The 18592-nt window shown below is 66.5% G+C and carries 20 protein-coding genes and 1 tRNA gene; 6 read left to right on the top strand and 15 right to left on the bottom strand.

Features of this window, described 5'->3' with window-relative positions:
- Positions 1 to 31: 31 nt before the first annotated feature.
- The 4 genes from IBJ82_RS10230 to IBJ82_RS10215 form a co-directional block, all read right to left on the bottom strand.
- Positions 32 to 268 (bottom strand): hypothetical protein, encoded by a 237-nt coding sequence (locus IBJ82_RS10230; protein WP_194825686.1) that lies wholly within the window; start codon positions 266 to 268, stop codon positions 32 to 34.
- Positions 269 to 332: 64 nt separating this feature from the next.
- The gene (locus IBJ82_RS10225) at positions 333 to 536 is read right to left on the bottom strand and encodes a hypothetical protein (protein WP_194825685.1); all 204 of its coding nucleotides are present in this window, start codon (positions 534 to 536) and stop codon (positions 333 to 335) included.
- 193 nt (positions 537 to 729) lie between these two features.
- Positions 730 to 2469 carry an AAA family ATPase gene (locus IBJ82_RS10220; RefSeq protein ID WP_194825684.1) on the bottom strand — a complete coding sequence of 580 codons (1740 nt, stop codon included), beginning with the start codon at positions 2467 to 2469 and terminating at the stop codon, positions 730 to 732.
- Between the two features lie 108 nt (positions 2470 to 2577).
- Positions 2578 to 2784 (bottom strand): AlpA family transcriptional regulator, encoded by a 207-nt coding sequence (locus tag IBJ82_RS10215; RefSeq protein WP_194825683.1) that lies wholly within the window; start codon positions 2782 to 2784, stop codon positions 2578 to 2580.
- 120 nt (positions 2785 to 2904) lie between these two features.
- On the opposite strand from IBJ82_RS10215, the gene IBJ82_RS10210 reads away from it, so the two are divergent.
- Together IBJ82_RS10210 and IBJ82_RS10205 are read left to right on the top strand one after the other, a co-directional pair.
- Positions 2905 to 3516, top strand: a complete 612-nt coding sequence (locus IBJ82_RS10210) for a hypothetical protein (protein WP_194825682.1) — start codon at positions 2905 to 2907, stop codon at positions 3514 to 3516.
- Between the two features lie 51 nt (positions 3517 to 3567).
- Positions 3568 to 4719: a site-specific integrase gene (locus tag IBJ82_RS10205; RefSeq protein WP_194825681.1), complete on the top strand. Its 1152-nt coding sequence runs from the start codon at positions 3568 to 3570 to the stop codon at positions 4717 to 4719.
- Positions 4720 to 4759: 40 nt separating this feature from the next.
- Here the strand turns inward: IBJ82_RS10205 and IBJ82_RS10200 are convergent.
- From IBJ82_RS10200 to IBJ82_RS10190, 3 genes are all read right to left on the bottom strand, one after another.
- Positions 4760 to 4831 (bottom strand) — tRNA-Thr (locus tag IBJ82_RS10200).
- 77 nt (positions 4832 to 4908) lie between these two features.
- Positions 4909 to 5145, bottom strand: coding sequence for an MbtH family protein (locus IBJ82_RS10195; protein WP_022565839.1), 237 nt, complete (start codon positions 5143 to 5145; stop codon positions 4909 to 4911).
- Between the two features lie 129 nt (positions 5146 to 5274).
- Positions 5275 to 6108 carry an alpha/beta fold hydrolase gene (locus IBJ82_RS10190; RefSeq protein ID WP_194825680.1) on the bottom strand — a complete coding sequence of 278 codons (834 nt, stop codon included), beginning with the start codon at positions 6106 to 6108 and terminating at the stop codon, positions 5275 to 5277.
- Between the two features lie 175 nt (positions 6109 to 6283).
- Here IBJ82_RS10190 and IBJ82_RS10185 point away from each other — a divergent pair, with 175 nt between their 5' ends.
- From IBJ82_RS10185 to IBJ82_RS10170, 4 genes are all read left to right on the top strand, one after another.
- A complete protein-coding gene (locus IBJ82_RS10185; protein ID WP_194825679.1) occupies positions 6284 to 6442 on the top strand; it encodes a hypothetical protein in 159 nt (52 codons plus the stop codon).
- A 44-nt stretch (positions 6443 to 6486) separates the two neighbouring features.
- The gene (locus IBJ82_RS10180; RefSeq protein WP_194826201.1) at positions 6487 to 8016 is read left to right on the top strand and encodes a trehalose-6-phosphate synthase; all 1530 of its coding nucleotides are present in this window, start codon (positions 6487 to 6489) and stop codon (positions 8014 to 8016) included.
- Positions 8017 to 8082: 66 nt separating this feature from the next.
- A complete protein-coding gene (locus IBJ82_RS10175; RefSeq protein ID WP_194825678.1) occupies positions 8083 to 8787 on the top strand; it encodes a response regulator transcription factor in 705 nt (234 codons plus the stop codon).
- The gene (locus tag IBJ82_RS10170) at positions 8784 to 10202 is read left to right on the top strand and encodes a cell wall metabolism sensor histidine kinase WalK (protein WP_194825677.1); all 1419 of its coding nucleotides are present in this window, start codon (positions 8784 to 8786) and stop codon (positions 10200 to 10202) included. The genes IBJ82_RS10175 and IBJ82_RS10170 overlap by 4 nt, the downstream gene beginning before the upstream one ends.
- Position 10203: 1 nt before the next feature.
- On the opposite strand, the gene IBJ82_RS10165 is transcribed toward IBJ82_RS10170, so the two are convergent.
- The 8 genes from IBJ82_RS10165 to IBJ82_RS10130 are packed head-to-tail and all read right to left on the bottom strand — an operon-like array spanning position 10204 to position 18589.
- Positions 10204 to 10689 carry a h domain protein gene (locus tag IBJ82_RS10165; protein WP_194825676.1) on the bottom strand — a complete coding sequence of 162 codons (486 nt, stop codon included), beginning with the start codon at positions 10687 to 10689 and terminating at the stop codon, positions 10204 to 10206.
- Positions 10686 to 11426 carry a hypothetical protein gene (locus tag IBJ82_RS10160; protein ID WP_194825675.1) on the bottom strand — a complete coding sequence of 247 codons (741 nt, stop codon included), beginning with the start codon at positions 11424 to 11426 and terminating at the stop codon, positions 10686 to 10688. The genes IBJ82_RS10165 and IBJ82_RS10160 overlap by 4 nt, the downstream gene beginning before the upstream one ends.
- Entirely contained in the window at positions 11423 to 12826 is a 1404-nt protein-coding gene (locus IBJ82_RS10155) for an MCE family protein (RefSeq protein WP_194825674.1), read from the bottom strand. The genes IBJ82_RS10160 and IBJ82_RS10155 overlap by 4 nt, the downstream gene beginning before the upstream one ends.
- On the bottom strand, positions 12823 to 14049 hold the full coding sequence (locus IBJ82_RS10150) for an MCE family protein (RefSeq protein ID WP_194825673.1): 1227 nt from the start codon (positions 14047 to 14049) through the stop codon (positions 12823 to 12825). The genes IBJ82_RS10155 and IBJ82_RS10150 overlap by 4 nt, the downstream gene beginning before the upstream one ends.
- Positions 14046 to 15305, bottom strand: coding sequence for an MCE family protein (locus IBJ82_RS10145; protein WP_194825672.1), 1260 nt, complete (start codon positions 15303 to 15305; stop codon positions 14046 to 14048). Before IBJ82_RS10145 ends, IBJ82_RS10150 begins: the two co-directional genes overlap by 4 nt.
- A complete protein-coding gene (locus tag IBJ82_RS10140) occupies positions 15302 to 16369 on the bottom strand; it encodes an MCE family protein (RefSeq protein ID WP_194825671.1) in 1068 nt (355 codons plus the stop codon). Before IBJ82_RS10140 ends, IBJ82_RS10145 begins: the two co-directional genes overlap by 4 nt.
- Positions 16362 to 17390, bottom strand: a complete 1029-nt coding sequence (locus tag IBJ82_RS10135) for an MCE family protein (protein ID WP_194825670.1) — start codon at positions 17388 to 17390, stop codon at positions 16362 to 16364. Before IBJ82_RS10135 ends, IBJ82_RS10140 begins: the two co-directional genes overlap by 8 nt.
- A complete protein-coding gene (locus tag IBJ82_RS10130; RefSeq protein WP_194825669.1) occupies positions 17387 to 18589 on the bottom strand; it encodes an MCE family protein in 1203 nt (400 codons plus the stop codon). The genes IBJ82_RS10135 and IBJ82_RS10130 overlap by 4 nt, the downstream gene beginning before the upstream one ends.
- Positions 18590 to 18592 lie beyond the last annotated feature (3 nt).

Raw genomic sequence — 18592 nt, 5'->3', positions numbered from 1 at the left:
ATGGCTTGCTGTAGGGGAGGCGAATCACGGGTCAGATTTCGTCGTCGGCAGGCAGCAGATAGTGGTGGCTCCACACGCAGCTCCAGGTGTGGCCGCAGGGGCATGCGTAGAGGGCGAGGACCGGTGCCGCGCCACCCCGCCACTGAAGGGCGAACGGGTCGCAGATGGTGTCGAGCCGGGTACACCCTGCGCGGACGCAGCTGGCGCAGTAGTCAGGCATGCCGAGCGGCTCAGTGGTCGGCTGCGGGGTGGTGACGGTGTTTGCCATGATGGTGTTCTCCCTTGTTCCTCGGCCCCCGAACGGATTGCGCCCGTTCGGGGGTCGTCTGCTGTCAGGCGTCGGTGTCGGTCTCGGTGAGCCGTCGCAGGGTGTCGCGGCGGTCGCGCTCGATGGCCGTGCCCGGTTCGGGCGAAGGCGGGCGGGGCGGGTGTCGGCGTTCATCCGGCGCGGTGCCGTCGTGCGAGCGCAGCCGGGCAACAGCACGGAGACGGCCCTCCGGCGTATCGCCGGGGATGCGGATGCGGGTCTGGCTCATGGGGTTACCTCCGTGTCGGCGAGGGCGTCATTCCGCCGCCCGGGATCTGTGTGTGTGTGCGTTGCGGGATTCCTTCCCTCAGCTCCCCTGCGTGTTCTCCGTGTGCAGTGCGTCCCTATAACGCACTGACGCACACTCCGGGAGCAGTTCGTTTGTGCGTTTTGACGCACACCAACGCACTAACGCACTGGGGTCATTCGCGCAGATCAAACGGTCCCCCGCTCTCCTCGACGTAGTGCCGATGCGAGTTCTTCGGCCCCGGTTCGACCCGGATCAGACCATCGGCCCGTGCCCGCCGGATGGCTGCGCGCACATCCGCCTGCGAAGCGCCCTGGTTCATCAACTCGGTTTCGATCGCGCGCCCTGACAGACCGGGCTGCGTACGGAGAACCGCGAACAGGCCGGGCAGCATCGCGCTCCCGGCGGCGTCCTTGCGGCTACCGCCTTCGTAGGCGAGGCGGCGGGTATCCGGGTCGAACGACAACGCGCCTTCGGACAGGGACACGTCACGACCCAGCGCGGAGAAGTACCGGGCGGCGTCTTCGTCGGTGTCCTGCGCCTTCGGGTCGCGCACGATTTTCCACAGCGCGTCCGGCCAGTCGAGTAGACGGGAATCACCACGGGCGCGTTCGTTCTGGTGGCCCATGTGGGTGACCACGAGCGCCTCACCGACCCCCGCTTCGGCCAGCATGTCGTCAAAGGCCACCAGGAACCGCCCGGCGTCCTTGTCCTCGGACAGATCCAGCGCGTCCAGCACCGGGCGAAGGCAATCGAGAATGACGACATCGGCCCCGGCGCAGCGCCGCGCCCATTCGGTTCGCCCGGCGCGGTCCAGGATGTCGAACGCAGATACCTTGCCGCGCAGCGACAACACGGCGATGGCGTCGGTACTGCGGATGCCTTGGTCACGCAGCCAGCGGCGCAGGGTCCGCGTATCCAACTCGGTGTCGATCAGCACCACCTTGCCCACGGGCTCGACAGGGAACCGCCCCAGGAACGCACCACCGTCGACCAGCGCCCGCGCGGCGTTGCCGACCGTGGTGGACTTGCCGGACTTGTAGGCGGCGGCGAGCAGCACGCGCCCACCGATAGGCCAGAGTTCGCCGATGCGGTACGCAGCAGCGTCGTCAGGTTCTGAGAGCAGGTCGGTCAGGCTGACGAACTCCGGCGGCGCGACCACACCGCCTGCTCGCTGAACGATGAGTTTCTGTGCGGCAGTACGTGTTTCGATCGCATCGGCCTGCCGCTCGATATCCAGGCGGCGACCCGCTTCGGCCAGCGCCGCCGTGTCGGCGGGACGCAGTGCGGCGAGTTCGTCAACGGTCGCACCGCACTGGACCAACTGGGCGGCGGTCATGGTCAGGCACACGTCATAGCGCCGCCCCTGCGCCCTTTGGGCAGCATGATCGTCTCGCCACCAGCCGACCGCCCTTGCCGCCCAGTCGGTCCCAGCGCGCTCGATTTCGCCCGGGGTGTACTTGGTGTTGGGGTCCAGCCCACCGGCGCGCACGGCGTCCACTGCGACCTTGTTCCCGGCGCGCACGCGCCTGCGACGTTCGTTCCGCTCCCAGGTCTGCCGCTTCCACTGCGCGGCTACTGCGGTGGGGTCGTCGTAGACATGGGCGGCGACGTGGTCGGCCTGTTCCTGCTGCGTCGGGCGGCCTTCGGGCAGGTACGCCGCGACCCAGCTACGGCGCACGACGGGTGCACCGTCGAACGTGATCGGCTGGTCCTGTTCGTGCCGGTCGTAGAACTTGCGCAGGAACTCCAGCCCGTTCGATCCCTCACCGAGCCGCTTCGCGATGTCGTCGTCACGGTCCCACCCGGCCAGCAGCGCGGCGAGATGGCCGCTCATGATCTCGGTGGCCTCATCGGTGTAGACCCGATCGGCGTATTCGGCGCGGTCGGCCTGGTCGGCGGTATGATTGTCCACTGAAGGGACCCCCTTCCCCTTGCTAGACGGCCCGCCTCCGTACTCCTCGGTCAGGCGGGCCGTTCTGCTGTCAAAGTCGTTGTGCGAGTGCGAATTACGTGCTCTGCGTCAACCCCTGCCGGGGGTCACCAGGCGCGCCTCCAACCATTCGGCGATGTCCTGCGCGCGGTAGCGGACCCGCAGCCCTTCTTTGATGTAGCGCGGGCCGGTGCCCCGCGCGCGATCCTGCGCCAGCGCGCCCGGCGTGAGCCCCAGGTACTCGGCGGTCTGCGCGCAGGTCAGTAGCTCGGGCAATTCGACAGTGCGAGAAGACATTTCGGCGTTCCTCCGTGGTGAGCGTTTCGTTCTCTGTCAATAGATTGCCCTAAAGAACGATCGTCAGATACCCTTTAAAAGATCCTTTCCGCAACTCACACGATGATCGGAGACACCCCTATGAGCGCCGCACCGGGCACCGTGAAGGCCGTGCGCCTGCCGGACCCTTCACGCAGAGAAGGCGAACCGGTGATGGACGGGCAGTTCCCCGCGATGGACAGCCCGGTCGTGGTCGAACTGCACGGCCGTCCGCACCGGTATGTGGTGCGGGTGACCAGGACTGCCGACGACGGCCCGGTCCTGACCGACCTGCGCATCCTGAGCGACGACTCGACGCCGGTAGACCATGCGGTGCTGAGGTCGGTGAATCTGCGCCGCCTCACACACGCCGCGCTGCGCTACCTGGCCAGCGGTGGCGGACACTTCGCCGCACCCGGCGAAGTGGAGTCGTTTGCCACGCCGGAGAAATCCGACGACATCCGCCGCCACCATCGGATCAACGACGCGAGATTGATCGACGTGGCCGGACACGTCGGCGACGCGCTAGAGGCCATCAAGAAGGGCGATCCGGTCCAGATCCTGGAGTTCGTAGGCGAGCGCCTGAACATCGGCACCGCGCAGGCGGGCCGATTGATCCGCAAGGCGAAGGCCGAAGGACTCATCCCGAACAAACCCTTGCCACGCCGGAAAAAGGTGATCGCCGCCCAGGAGGAGGAACCCAACATGCCCTAGTAGCTGCGCAGCATCACCACCACGAGAAACACACCACGAGAAGGAAATTCGATGGCAACAACCCATAAGTACGAAAACAAGGGCGGCGTGTTCTGGGAAGTGCGATACCGCACCCCGGACCGCCGACCGACCCGTAAGCGCGGATTCACGACCAGGCGCGACGCGGAGAAGTTCGGCAACAGTGTGGAGGTCAGCAAGGACACCGGCGTCTACGTCGATCCCAGCGCCGGGAAGATCACCGTGGGAGATCTCGGCCCGCACTGGCTGAGCAACCAGCGCGGCCACATGAAGCCCAGCGGCTACCGGTCCTATGACTCGGCCTGGCGCATCCACGTCGAACCGCACTGGGGCAAGACGCCGGTCAGCGCCATCAAACCCACGGCCGTGAAGGCGTGGGTCACCGGACTGTCGACGGCACCGAAGACCGGCCGGAGGACAGACACGGGGCTCAGTGCCAGCACCATCGAGACGTGCTTGCGGGTGCTCGCAGGGGTGCTGGCCGACGCCGTGTCGGACCGCAGGATCGTCAGCAACCCCGCGCGCGGGGTGAAGTTGCCGAAGCGCCGCCCGAAGGCCCGCAGGTACCTGACGCACGCCCAGGTGGCCGTGCTGGCCGACCAGGCGAAGCACTCGGCCATCGTGGTGCTGCTGGCCTACTGCGGGTTGCGCTGGGGTGAGCTGGCCGCGCTGCGGGTGCGCGATATTGATTTCCTGCGCCGCCGCATGACGCTCATCGAGAATGCGCCGATGGTCGGCACGGAGGTGGTCGTCGGCTCATTGAAGGGCCACACCAATCGCACCGTTCCGATTCCGAAATTCGTGGCCGACGAAATCGCAGCGGTGTGCAGGGGCAAGGGCCGCGACGAATTGATCTGGGCGAATAGCAAGGGCGAACACCTCGGCCCGCCCGCGTCCAAGGATTCATGGATGTCCGGCGCGGTCGCCCGGTGCATGGCTGCGGATGAGACGTTCCCCAGGGTCACCGCGCACGACTTGCGGCACACCGCCGCGTCTCTGGCCGTGTCGGCCGGGGCCAACGTGAAGGCCGTCCAGAAGATGTTGGGGCACAAGTCGGCAGCGATGACGCTGGACGTCTACGCCGACTTGTTCGATGACGATTTGGACGCCGTGGCCGAACGGCTGGAACAGAGTGCGTCCAAAGTGAGGCCAAACGCCAGTTCCCCGAAGGCGGCTAGCGCGTAAAAAAGGCTCTGACCTGGGCCAGAGCCTTTCTTTCGAGATGAGCCCCCTGTCAGGATTGAACTGACGACCTTCGCTTTACAAGAGCGGTGCTCTACCACTGAGCTAAGGAGGCGGGTACTGCGGCGACCATCATAGCCGCGCACGCCGACCGCGTGACACCGAATAGGTGTCACGCGGTGGCGGAGGAGATCAGGACTGGGCGCGAGCTGCGTCGTCGGCGGCCATCGCATCACGCAGGCTCTTGGGCCGCATGTCGGTCCAGTTCTTCTCGACGTACTCGACGCACGCTGCCCGGCTTTCTTCGCCGAACACGACACGCCAGCCCGCCGGGACCTCCGCAAACGCGGGCCACAGGGAGTGCTGCTCTTCATCGTTGACCAGAACGAAGAAGCGGCCGTCCTCGTCGTCGAAGGGGTTGGTGCTCATTTCACCTCACTGGATACTGGCGCTGTGTACAGGATCACTGCGCGGCCGCCAAGCCACGAGCGTTGTGTCGACCCTAGCAAGGCATACGTTACTGGTAGGCAGTTACCCGATGCTGCCTCACCTCGACGATCAGGCAGCGAAGAAGTCGAGCAGGATCTTGTTGACTGCCTCCGGCCGCTCCAGGTACCCGTAATGGCCCGTATCCGGGATCTCCTGGTAGCGGGCGCCGGGAATGGCCTCGGCCACCTCACGCGACAGGTACGGCGGAATCATCCGATCGTCGGCGAATCCAATTGCCAAGCAGGGCACCGTAATCGAACGATAGGCGGCGACTCGGTCGAATTCGTGGTCCATGGCCCGCTGCGCCCGGACACCGGGCGAAGGGGCCCCAACGGAGAACTCGAACAGGTCGAGCCAGTCGCGCGCCGCGTTGGTGTCGGCCATCGTCGCCGGTGACAGATTCATCACCGCGCTCAATGCCGCCTCGAACTTCGCGGGCAGCTGCACGGCCGACGCGTCGAGGTCCCGCTCACCGGCCGACAGCGTCTTCTGGAACTGATCCAGCCTGCCGTGACCGGCCATGAACACAGCCTTGCGCACCAGGTCGGGCCGGGCCAGCGCCAGCTCCTGCGCCACCCGCGCGCCCATCGAGGTCCCCGCGATCAGCGCGGGGCCCTCGTCGAGGAACTCGATCAGCCCGGCGGTGTCGGCGACCAACTCCTCGATCCGCATTCCGCCCGCGGCTTCGAAAGTCGGCGCGATCCCCCGGTTGTCGAACACGCAGACCCGATAACCCGCCGCGACCAGCGCGGGAACCTGATGCAGCTCCCACACGCGACCCGGCGACCCGGTCCCCATGATCAAAACCACCAGCGGACCACCACCCTTGACGTCGGTGCCCTTGGTACGGTCGCCCTTGACCTGATAATTCAGTGCGATGCCGTTCACCGTGGCCAGTGGCATGAAACAAACCTCTCTGCGGGGTTGATCGTGTACTACCTCAACGGTAACGGGACCGCCACGACACGGCACCGGGGCGGGGTGTTGCGCGTCGCTACTTCATCGGCCGTGCGCCGGCGCCCGATAGTATTGATCACTCGCAGGTAGAGCGCAGGGAAACCGGGAGGACGAACCCATTATGGCCGCGAAGAGCACCACCAACGACATCGCCGACGACGAACTCGAGCCGCTTGCCGACGAGACCGCCCGCCAGGCACAGAAGGTCGTCGCGGCACATGCCGGAGACGCCGACGAGTGCCGCATGCTGCTGTCCATGCTGGGCATCGCCCCCGCCTGACACAGCGCACCCCTGCGACGCATAAGGATGCGTGAGTGGACCAAATGATCGATCAACCGTCCAATGACCGTCCGTCCGAAAGCAGTGAACCCCTCGCGCCGACCGGTGCGGGTTCGGGATTCGTTGTCGTCGCCAACCGGCTTCCGGTCGACCTCGAGCGCCTGCCCGACGGCACCACCAGATGGAAGCGCAGCCCCGGTGGGCTGGTGACCGCGCTGGAACCGGTGCTGCGCAGCAACAAAGGCGCCTGGGTCGGCTGGGCCGGTGTGCCCGATGTCGAGGTCGAACCGATTATCGAAGACGGGCTCGAGCTGTATCCGGTGCCGCTCACGGCGCAGGAGGTGGAGGACTACTACGAAGGGTTCTCCAACGGCACGTTGTGGCCGCTCTATCACGATGTGATCGTGCGCCCGGTGTACGACAGGGCTTGGTGGGCGGCCTATGTCGAGGTCAACCGGCGTTTCGCCGAGGAGACCGCGAAGGTGGCCGCCGAGGGCGCGACAGTCTGGGTGCAGGACTATCAGCTGCAACTGGTGCCCAAGATGCTGCGCATGCTTCGCCCCGATCTGACCATCGGCTTCTTCCTGCACATCCCCTTCCCGCCGGTCGAGCTGTTCATGCAGATGCCGTGGCGCACCGAGATCGTCGAGGGCCTGCTGGGCGCTGACCTGATCGGTTTCCACCTGCCGGGCGGGGCACAGAACTTCCTCTACCTGGCCCGCAGACTGGCCGGTCAGCCCACCTCGCGTGGCACCATCGGGGTTCGCTCGAAACTGGGTGTCGTGCAGGTCGGTTTCCGCACGGTTCGGGTGGGCGCGTTCCCCATCTCGATCGATTCCGCCGAACTCGACGAGTCCTCCCGCCGTCGTTCGGTGCGGGAGCGGGCCGCGCAGATCCGTGCCGAGCTGGGCAATCCCAAGAACATCATGCTCGGCGTCGACCGCCTCGACTACACCAAGGGCATCGACATCCGGCTCAACGCGCTGCAGGAACTCCTCGAAGAGGGTCGCGTCGACCCGACCGAGACGGTGATGGTGCAGCTGGCCACCCCCAGCCGCGAACGCGTGCAGAGCTACATCAAGATGCGCGGCGACATCGAACGCCAGGTGGGCCGGATCAACGGTGAATTCGCCCGCGTCGGCTACCCGGTCGTGCACTATCTGCACCGCCCGATCCCCCGCGACGAACTGATCGCCTTCTTCATCGCCGCCGACGCCATGCTGGTCACGCCCCTGCGCGACGGCATGAACCTGGTCGCGAAGGAGTACGTGGCCTGCCACAGCGACCTCAACGGCGCCCTGGTGCTGAGCGAGTTCACCGGCGCCGCGGCGGAGCTGCGCCAGTCCTACCTGTGCAACCCGCACGACCTGGACAGCGTGAAGGACGCGATCATCGGCGCACTCGACGACGATCGCGACACCAAGCGCCGCCGGATGCGGTCGCTGCGCCGTCAGGTGCTGACCCACGACGTCGAACGCTGGGCCCGCGCCTTCCTCGACGCACTGTCGCACAGCAATATCGCAGGCTCGGCCCTGATGAGCGACGAGCAGACCTTCCCCGCCGACCAGCACTGACGCACACACAGCGACCTCACAGCGTCGGTCCAGCCACTTCCCAGCGGGGTGGTGAAGCATAGGGGCATGAGTGGTGTGCCTGAAGCGCGGGTGCTCGTCGTCGACGACGAACCGATGATCGTCGAACTCCTGGCGGTGAGTTTGCGCTACCAGGGGTTCGAGGTGGCGACGGCGGCCGACGGCGCCGAGGCGCTGGACCGTGCGCGCACGTTCCGGCCGCAGGCGCTGATCGTCGACGTGATGATGCCCGGCATGGACGGCTTCGGTCTGCTGCGCCGGCTGCGCGCCGACGGGATCGACGCACCGGTGCTGTTCCTGACCGCGCGCGACGATGTCGACGACAAGATCACCGGGCTCACCCTCGGCGCCGACGACTACGTCACCAAGCCGTTCAGCCTGGAGGAGGTGGTGGCGCGGCTACGGGTGATCCTGCGTCGCGCGGGCCACGCCGACGCCGAGAAGGCGAGCACCCGGCTGCGCTTCGCCGACATCGAACTCGATGACGACACACACGAGGTGTGGAAGGCCGGCGAACCGGTGGCGTTGTCCCCCACCGAGTTCACGCTGCTGCGCTATTTCATGGTGAACGCGGGCAGCGTGCTGAGCAAGCCGCGCATCCTCGATCACGTGTGGCGCTACGACTTCGGCGGCGAGGTGGGCGTGGTGGAGACCTACGTGTCGTATCTGCGCAAGAAGGTCGACACCGGTGAGCAGCGGTTGATCCACACCCTGCGCGGGGTCGGCTATGTGATGCGTGAGCCGACGCGATGAGCAGACTCCCCCTGCGGGTGACGTTGGTGCTGATGCTGGTCGCGTTGGCCGGATTCGGTTTGGTCGCTTCGAGTTTCGTGGTGACCAAGGCGATGGAGAACTCGCTGCAGAACCGCACCGATCAGCAGTTGCAGGACGCGGCGATGGAATGGGAGCGGCGGGTGGGACTGCCCGTGCCGAATCTGCCTCCGCCCTCCTCGGAATCCGGGCAACCACCCGGGCGCTACTTCGTGACGGCCGAGAGCGCCGACGGCAGTCGAAAGGTCCGTCTCGACAACGTCTTCGGCACGAATGCCGAGCCCGATCTCCCCGATCCTCCCGCACTACAGCCGGTCACGGTCGGCTCGTTGGACGACTCGGGCGATCAGTGGCGAGTGCTCACGGTCGAGGGCCATCGTGCGACGGCGACGGTCGCGTGGCCGCTGGCCGAGAACATCGAGACGCTACGCAATCTCGTTGTGCTGCAATTGATCGTCGGCGCCATTGTGCTGATCGCCTTGGCCATCGCGGCCTATTTCGTGGTGCGCGGCAGCTTGCGACCGCTGCACCGGGTCGAAGCGACGGCGGCGGCAATCGCGGGCGGCGAGCTGCATCATCGAATCCCGGTGCACGGCAATGTCACCGAGGTGGACCGACTGTCCCGTTCGCTGAACAGCATGCTGACCCAGATCCAGCAGGCTTTCGCGGCCACCGAGGCCTCCGAAACGGCCGCGCGCGAATCCGAGGCGAAGATGCGCCGTTTCGTCGCCGACGCCAGCCACGAACTACGCACGCCCCTCACCACGATCCGCGGCTTCGCCGAGCTGTACCGCCAGGGCGCGACCACCGATCCGGCGATGTTCATGAACCGCATCGAGCACGAGGCACAACGCATGGGCCTGCTGGTCGAAGACCTGCTCATGCTGGCCCGCCTCGACGCCCAGCGCCCCGTCGAGCTGCGCCCGGTGGATCTACTGGCAGTAGCGGGCGACGCCGTCCACAGCGCCCGCGCGGTCGAAGCCGCCGAAGGACAACACCGCTCGATCACCCTCGAGATCGCCGAAGGCGCCGGCACCCTGGAAATCCTCGGCGACGAACATCGCCTCGGCCAGGTCCTCACCAATCTCCTCGGCAACGCCCGCACCCACACCCCCGACGGCACGTCGATCACCGTCCGCCTGACCCCCGCCACCGACGACGTCCAGCTCGAGGTCGTCGACACCGGCCCCGGGCTCTCCACCGAGGAAGCCGACCACGTCTTCGAACGCTTCTACCGAGCCGACGTCTCCCGCACCCGCGTACACAACAGAAGCGGCAGCGGGCTCGGCCTGTCCATCGTGGCCGCGCTCGTCGCGGCGCACGGCGGCACAGTGCGCGTCGAATCGACCCCGGGCGGCGGCGCCACCTTCGTGGTGCGCCTACCGCGCGGCGAGTAGGTCAGACCGGCGTGACCTGGGAGACCAGCCAGCGGTTGTCGGCCTTGTCCAGCGAGACCCGTACACGACTGCCCGAGGTGGTGCCATCGGGGGCATCCTTGCTGGTGGTCAGCTGATTCAGGTACAGCAGGATGACCGCCTTCTCGGCGTCGGCCGAGACCACGGCCTCGGCCTGGGTGGTGGCCTTGACGGTGAGCTGCTTCTCCTTGGCGCCCGGCGCGATGGCCTGCTCGATCAGCTTCAGGTACTCGGCGCGGAACGACTCGGTGAGATTGTCGGCCGCCCTCGGCAATTCGGTGTCGACGGTGGCGGGCTCATAGGTGAACATCGCGCTCACTGTCCGGCTCGCGGTGCTCATCGCATCGGTGCGCGCCTGCTCGGTCTTGTCCTGCTGCCACAGCTGATACCCGCTGACGCCTAGGATAATGGCCGCGATCAAACCAGCTGCCGCGAGGGCTCCGAAGACGATCTTGATTCGCTTGCTCATCCCACGAACTCCACTTTCGACACGGTCATCCCGAAATCGCCGTTCGACACGGTGATCCGGAATCGGTACTGCCGCGACTGCGGTTCGGCCGACCCGGTGTTGCTCACCATCTGCTTGGCGGCGACCAGAACCTTCGCCGAATTCTCGTCGACGGACTCGATGCCCGACTCGACGACCTCGCCGGTGGAAACCACCTTCGCCTGCTTCACCACATCCATGAACGGATCGACGCGACCATCGAACTCGTTCTTGAACTCCCCCGAGGCCACCGACAGAATCCGGTCGATGTCCTCTTTGGCGGAGTCGGCGCGAATGGTGGTCAGGTTGATGACCGCCTGACGCGCGGTCTGGGTGTACTGCGCGCGCAGATCCTCATCCTGGCTCCCCGACCGCGCGGCGAACGCGGCGAACCCGGCACCGACGACCAGCGCCAACACCAGCACCGCGGCGGCGGCGAGCCCGATGATCTGCCCGAGCCGCGTCAGCTTCGCATCTTCTTCGTCGAGGTCGGCCGAGTCATCGTCGGCCTCCTCGGCGACCACATCGGACTTGCGCAGCTCGACAGGAGCCGCGACCACCGTGGCGTCCTCGTCGGGAGCCGCCTCGGCACCGACCGCCGCGGCCGGTTCCACCGCACCCGCGTCGACGTTCCCATCGACGACCTTCACATCATCTACCGGCGGACCGGCCGAACGCGCTGCCCGCCGACGCGGACGGCGGTTGCTGTTCTCACTCATCGTTGCTGCTCCTCCAACATCGCCTGCCAGCTGGCCGGGACAGTGCCCGAACCGTCGGAGGCGATATCACCTTGGCGGTACATGCGTCCGTCCGGACCAAGATAGCTGCCGGTGGACGGATCATAGGGGCGCGCGGCGGCGGGGGTGACCCCGCCGGTGGACGCGCCGGTGGGTGCCGAAGCCGGCGCTACCGGCTGCGGCGCACCGAACGGCGGGTTCGTGCCCTGCGGCACGTACCCCGTCCGGCACAGTTCGGGAGTGGGTGCCCTGACCCCGGGATACTCCATGCACGGCGAGTTGCGGATGCCGCGCACTTCGATCGGAGAATCCTGAGCCACCTTGCAGTAAAGCCCTTCGGGGGTGTCCACCGGGGAGAAATCGCTCGGCTCACGCCACTGATCGGCGGGCAGGAAGCCTGTCGTGCAGGCGGGCGGGTCGTTGATGACGGTCATGAAGTCGACCATCACGCCGTACAGGGCAGGCCCACGAATGACGGTCTGCAATGCCGCGATCAACGGCGGGAAGACGACCAGAAGCTGTTCGAGACCAGCGTGATACGTCACCCCGACCTGACCGAGGCTGACCAGGTTGCTCGTCAGCAGCGGCAGTGTCGGGCGCAGACTCTGGAACTGCTCGTTGACCTTCTGCATCGCCGATGGGCTGTTGTACAACAGGTTTCGCAGCGTGGGATCGTGTGCGCGCAGCTGATCGGTCAGGGTCGCGAGATCTGTTGTCCAGGAACGAATATTGGCTTCGGACTGGATCTGGGTGTCCAGCAGCGGGCCGATCTGATCGAGCAGCTTCTTGGTCGGCTCCACATCGGTCTCGGCCTGCTGCACCAGCAGCGCCGCCGAGTCGATGAACCGCTGAAGATCCGGCCCGGCGCCGTTGAACGCTGTGAACGCCTCGTCGATCACCTGACGCAGCCGGGTATCGGCGACGGAGGACAGCAGCTTGTCGGACTGATCGAGCAGCGCGCCGACATCCTGGGGCAGCCTGGTGCGCTGCACCGGAATCACCGAGCCGTCGCGCAGGTCGCCGGAGTCGGCACCGACCTCGGGCACCAGGTCGACGTACTGCTCACCGATCGCCGAAACACTGCGCACCCAGGCGGTCAAGTCCGACGGCACCTTGTAGTCGCTGTTGATCGACAGATCCGCCTCGACCCCAGCGGGGGTGAGCCGCACCGCTTCGACCTTGCCGATATTGGTGCCGCGGTAGGACACATTCGCGGTCGGATACAACCCGCCGGTGGCGGCGAGCTGCACGACCACGTTGTAGCGGCCGATGCCGAACATCGCGGGCAGCTGCACATACGTCCCGCCCATCACGACCAGACCGATCACGGTGAGGACCGCGAAGATCGCGAGCTGAACATGGACGAACTTGGTGAGCTTCATCGTCCCGCCCCTTCCTGGCCGGGCAGCGGCACGGTGATTCCGGGGATGGCGGGCAGGCCGGGAATGGCGGGCAGTCCGGGCAGTGTGGGCGCCGGTCCCGCACTGGGCGTGGGCGCCGGTGGGAGCTTGGTCGGGTCGGCCGCGTCGGTCGCCGTCGACGGCGCGAAACTACCGACCACGCCCTCGACACCACCGAAGCGTCCGCCGAGCGGAGTACCGGTGAGCCAGTTGCTGTCCAAGCGCTTACCGGTCAGGTCGAAGGTGATGAAGAGGTTGAGGTAGTCGCCCTTGATCGCGTTGCCGATGTTCTTGATCGGGAACGGGAAGGTGGGCAGGATGCCCATCGCGTCGATGAGATTGGTGCCGGTGTTGGCCAGGGTCTCGAGCACCGGGCCGAGGCTGGCCAGGTTGGCCTTCAGATCGTCACCGCTGGTCTGGATGATCCGCTCGGTGACCTCGCTGAGCTCACCCAGCGAGGTGATCGCCCTGGTGATGTTGGCGGTGCGGTCGGCGAGCACGGTCAGTGCCGGGTGGATCTCCTCGATCGCGCGGGCCAGTACGTCCTTCTGGTCGGCGAGGTTGCCCGCGAGCCGGTCGAGGCCCTCCATCGCGGCGATGATGTCGCCGGTCTGCTTGTCCAGGCCGGTGACGAGCTGGTCGAGCTGCGGCAGCAGATCGGCGATCTCGGCCTCGCGGCCGTTGAGCGCCGCGTTCAGCTCCCTGGTGATGGTCTCGAGCTGGGCGATGCCACCGCCGTTGAGCACTACCGACAGCGAGGACAGCACCTGCTCGGTGGTGGGGTAGGCCCCCGCCCGCTCGAGCGGGATCACGTCGTTGTTGCGAAGCTGACCCTCGGGCGGCGTCGCGGTAGGCGCGGACAGCTCCACGTGATTGCTGCCGAGCAAGCTGGTCTGGCCGATCTTGGCGATCGCGTTGGCGGGGAGTTTCACCTCAGGATTCAGCGACACCGTGACCAGCGCGTGCCAACCCTCGACATCGATTCCGGTGACATTGCCGACCTCGACGTCGTCCACCCGCACCGGCGAATTCCGGGTCAGCGTCGTGACATTGGGCATCTGGATCCGCACGGTGTACGAACCGGGGCCCCTGCCCTCGGAGCCGGGCATGGGTAGCGAGTTCAGCCCGTCCCATTGACAGCCGGTGGCGCCGAGCGTCACAGCGACGCCCACCGCCAGCCCGGCGAGCATGCGTTGGGGCCTCATCGCTGTCCTCCTGGAACCGCAAGTCCGGCAAGACCGTTCGGCACAGTGATCGGCGCCGATGACGACCGTTCTGGTGCTACCTCTCCGGCCAAACTCGGCGGGCTAAACGTCAACTGTTCGGGGAAGGCCGTCACGCCGCTGCCCGGGTTGAGCATGATCGGCGCGTAGTTCATCGCCAACGAGCTGATCACCGGGGCGAGGAACTCCGCGCACAGATCCGCCGAGCGGTCCGAGTCGTGGTATTCGAGCGCACGGACCGAACCACAGAGGAAGCTCATCGGATTGGCCGTATTGTTCAGCGCCACAGCGCCGGTGAGCGAGCCCTGAGCCGGCTTGTAGATCTGGTAGAAGTTCACCAGCGCGGTCGGCGCGGAATGGAGTACCCGTTCGATCTCCGGCCGCTTGTCGACCAGCGTCTGGGTGACATCGGCAAGACGCTCGACACCCTCGGTGAGCTCGGCGCCGCTGCCCTCGAGGAAACGCTTCACGTCCGCGAGCGCCACATCCAGGCTGTCGAGTCCCGCGACGAGTTCCTCGGACGCGCCCGCGAGCACCGACGCCACCGAGGCCAACCTGCCACCGAACTGCACGATCTGCTCGTTGCTCGCCGAGAGCACCTCGACGAACTTCTGCAGGTTGCGAATGGTGCCGAACAGGTCGGTTCGCCCGTCGGACAACGTGTTCAGCGTCGCCGACAGCTCACGCAGGGTGTCACGGAACTTCTGGCCGTTGCCGTCCAGGTTGTTCGCGGCGGTGTCGACAAAACGCCCGAAGGAGCCCTGCTCGTCATCGCCGACCGGCCCGAGAGCCGTTGCGAGATTGGATAGTTCGGCTTTGATGTCGTCCCACTCCACCGGGACCGCGGTGCGCTCGATCGGGATCTGCGCACCGTCGACCAGCTTCGGGCCCCCGGTGTAGGCGGGTGCCAGCTGGATGAACCGCGCCGAGACCAGCGAGGGTGCGATGAGCACGGCACGCGCGTCGGCGGGCAGGTCGATGCCACTGTCGACCGACATCCGCACCAGCACTCGGCCCTCGCCGGGCTCGATCTCGTCGATCTTGCCGATCTCCACACCGAGCATCCGCACCTCGTCGCCGGCGTACAGGCCGGTAGTCGAGGTGAAAGCGGCGGTGATCTTGGTCTTGCCGACGCCGAGGGTGATGTAGACCCCGACCGCGACCAGCGCGACGATCACCACCGCGGCGACCGCGAGCGTCCAGCGCGGCACGCCGCGCACTGTTGATGCGATGCTCATCGCGGCGGATCCTCCTGGGAAGGCACGATGCCCGGCGGCCTCGGATGCGTAAAGATATCGATCACGTCTTGCGGCAGATGCTCGGGCCAGACCAGCGCGTCGACCAGCGGGCGCAGTTCGGTACTCGTCGCGTTCACCACGTAGGCGTTGAACCACGGGCCGCTGCCGACCTGCTCACCGAGAGCGGAGGCGTAGGGGCCGAGATTCTCGAGCGCGCTCGACAGGTTGTCCTTGTTGCGCTGCAACATCGCGAGCACCGAATTGAGTCGGTCCAGCGTCGGCTTCATCTGCGCCTCGTTGTCGGCGACCAGCCCGGAGAGCTGCTTGGCGACGGAATCGATGTAGACGATGAGCTGGTTGATCGCGGCGCGCCGGTTGTCGAGTTCGCCGAGCAGATTGTTCCCGTCCAGCAGCAGCGCGTTGAGCTGGGAGCTGCGGTCGGCCAGGATCTTGGTGACGTTCTGGGCCCGGCCGAGCAGATCGGTCAGCGCCTGGTCGCGCGTATTGATGCTGCGCGAGAGCGCGGTGACGCCGTCGAGGGCGTTGCGCAGCGGGCCGGGGGTGTCGGCGAAGGCGCCCGAGAGCGCGTCCAGCGTCTTGTCGACCTGTTGCATGTCGAGGTCTCGCACGGTCGCGCCGAGGTCGCTGAGCGCCTCGTTGAGCGAATACGGCGAGGTGGTCCGATCGAGCGGGATGGTGTCGGCCGTGCGCAGCGCGCCCGGTCCGGTCGGCAGCACGTCCAGGGACTTGCGACCGAGCACCGTGTTGGTCTTGATCGCGGCCGATGTCTTCTGGCCGAGCACGATCGACTCGTCGAGGGTGAACTTCACCAGCACCTTGGGACCGTCGAGCGATACCTGGTCGACTTCGCCGGAACGCACACCGGCGACGTGCACCGGGTCGCCCGGCACCAGCCCGCCCGCGTCGACGAAGAACGCGGTGAAGGTCGCGCCGGAGCGGATGAACGGCAGCTTGTTGTATTGCAGCGTGGCGAGCGAGATCGTCACCACCAGCACGATGCCGACGATGCCGACGATGACGGCCGACGAATTCTTCTCATTCATTGGGCGTACACCTTCCGGTCGCCTGCAGACCTGGCGCCAGGACTTCCATCGTCTGGCCGTTCGGGCCGTCGATCAGGAAGTTGGTGCCGCACACGTACAGCTGCAGGAACGACCCATAGGCGCCGATGCGGGTGAGCTGTTTGTAGGTATCCGGCAGCTTGCCGAGCACCCACTCGATATGGTCGGAGCCGTTGTCGAGGTTGGTGGCCAGCCTGCCGGTCTGCGCGATGGTGTTGCGCAGATCGGGGCGCGCGGTGGTCAACAGGTCGTTGAGTTCCTTTGTCGCACCGGCGATCCGCGGTAGCGCGGCGCCGATCGGGTCGCGTTCGGCGGCCAATCCGCTGACCAGGCGCTGCAATTCCACGATCGTGGTGGTGAACTGTTCGTCCCGATCGTCGATGGTGGCCAGCACGGTGTTCAGGTTGTCGATCACGCTGCCGATCAGGGCATCGCGATCGCTGAGGGTCTTGGCGAAGCTGCCACCGCTGTTGAGCAGCGAGACCAGCGTGCCGCCCTGACCCTGGAAGATCTGCAGCAACGCCGAGGTCAGGTCGTTGACCTGTCCCGGATCAAGGCCGCGCAGCAGCGGCTTGAACCCGCCGAGCAGCAGGTCGAGATCCAGCGCGGGCGTGGTCTGCTCCTTGCCGATGGTGGAACCGTCCGGCAGTCGACGTGGCGAGCCCGGCCCCTCCTGCAGCTCCAGATACCGGTCACCGACGAGGTTCTCGTACTTGATCACCAGGCGGGTGCTCGAGAGCACGGAGTACTTGGTATCCACGTCGAACTCGACGTGGGCGAGATCGTCGTCGCCGACCTTCACCGAGGACACCGAGCCGACCGGCACACCGGCGATCCGCACCTTCGACCCGGGCAGCATGCCCGAGGAGTTGGTGAACACCGCCTTGTAGCCGTTCTCGCTGGAGAACCGTGCCTGACTGAGCACGATCGCCAGGCCGGCGAACACCAGCGTCATCACCACGGTGAAGATCGCGAGCTTGACCGTCGTCGCCGTGTTCTTCACCGTGTCACTCCCGGCAGTCCTTCCAGCAACAGCTGGAAAACCTTTGGTGCGCTGTTCAATTCGGGTGCACCGTGGCGCGGCGTGTACGGCGCGCCCTGGTTGGTATCGGTCACCACATAGTTCGAGTGGCTTTCCGGCACCCGGTTGACCACGCCCTCACAATGCGGTCCGCCGGTGGCGTTCACCTTGGGCAGGTCCTCTGGGTAGGTGTAAGGCTTGTCGCCGAGCATGAACGAGGCGTTCATGCCGACGCCGGGCAGCAGGCCGCCGAACATGTCCTCGGCGATCGGCATCAGCGGGCCGAGGCCGTCGATGATGCAGCCGAGCGCGGGTGCGTATTCGAACAGCAGGCTTGTCGTGGGCCGCAGCAGGTCGAGCGCGGTGACGAGGTCGGCTTCGTTCTCCCGCAGCACCGAACCGGTGGTATCGGACAGCCCGATCACGTTCACCAGCACATTGTCGAGCTCTGCTTGCAACTCCGAGAGCGTCTTCGCGGTCACCGTGGCGTTGTCCACCGTGCGCAGCAGCGCGCCGGAGGCATCGGCGTAGATGTTGGTCACCTGGGCCGTCTTGTCCAAATCCTGTTGCAGCGTGGGCAGATACGGGTTGATCTCGCGCAGGTAGCGATCCGATCGGACGAGCAGGTCGCCGAACTTGTCGCCGCGGCCCTGCAGCGCGGTACCGAGTGCGGTCAGCGTGGCGTTGAGCTTCTCCGGTTCCACCTGGGCGAGCACATCGGACAGGTGCTGGAACAGCGTGTTGAACTCCACCGTCACCGAGCTCGCCGCGACCGTGCTGCCCGGCTTCAGCGAGCTGGACGAAGGCTGTTCGGGGACTACGAAATTCACGTACTTGGCGCCGAACACCGTGGTCGAGCGAATGTCGACACCCGCGTTCGACGGCACCAGCTTCAGCTGTTCGGGGTCGACCTCGAGCATGATCTGCGCACCGTCGTCGCGCAGGTTGATCTCGGCGACCCGGCCGATCTCGACGCCGCGCACCTTCACCTTGGCGTCGGGGTCGAGCACGAGGCCCGAGCGGGGCGCGTCGACCAGTACCTTCGCGGTGGTGGTAAACGCGCCTTGGAACAGGGCGAACGCGAAGACCGCGAGCCCAACGAGCAAGCCGACCATCGTGAGCGCGGCGAGCTTGCGCCCGAGCCCGCCCTGCAATGCGGCAACGATCCGTGAAGAGTCCATCAC

Source organism: Nocardia sp. XZ_19_231 (genome assembly GCF_015355705.1).
GTDB lineage: Bacteria > Actinomycetota > Actinomycetes > Mycobacteriales > Mycobacteriaceae > Nocardia > Nocardia salmonicida.
The sequence above is the reverse complement of the archived record's forward strand: the minus strand, read 5'-3'. Positions and strand labels throughout refer to the sequence as shown.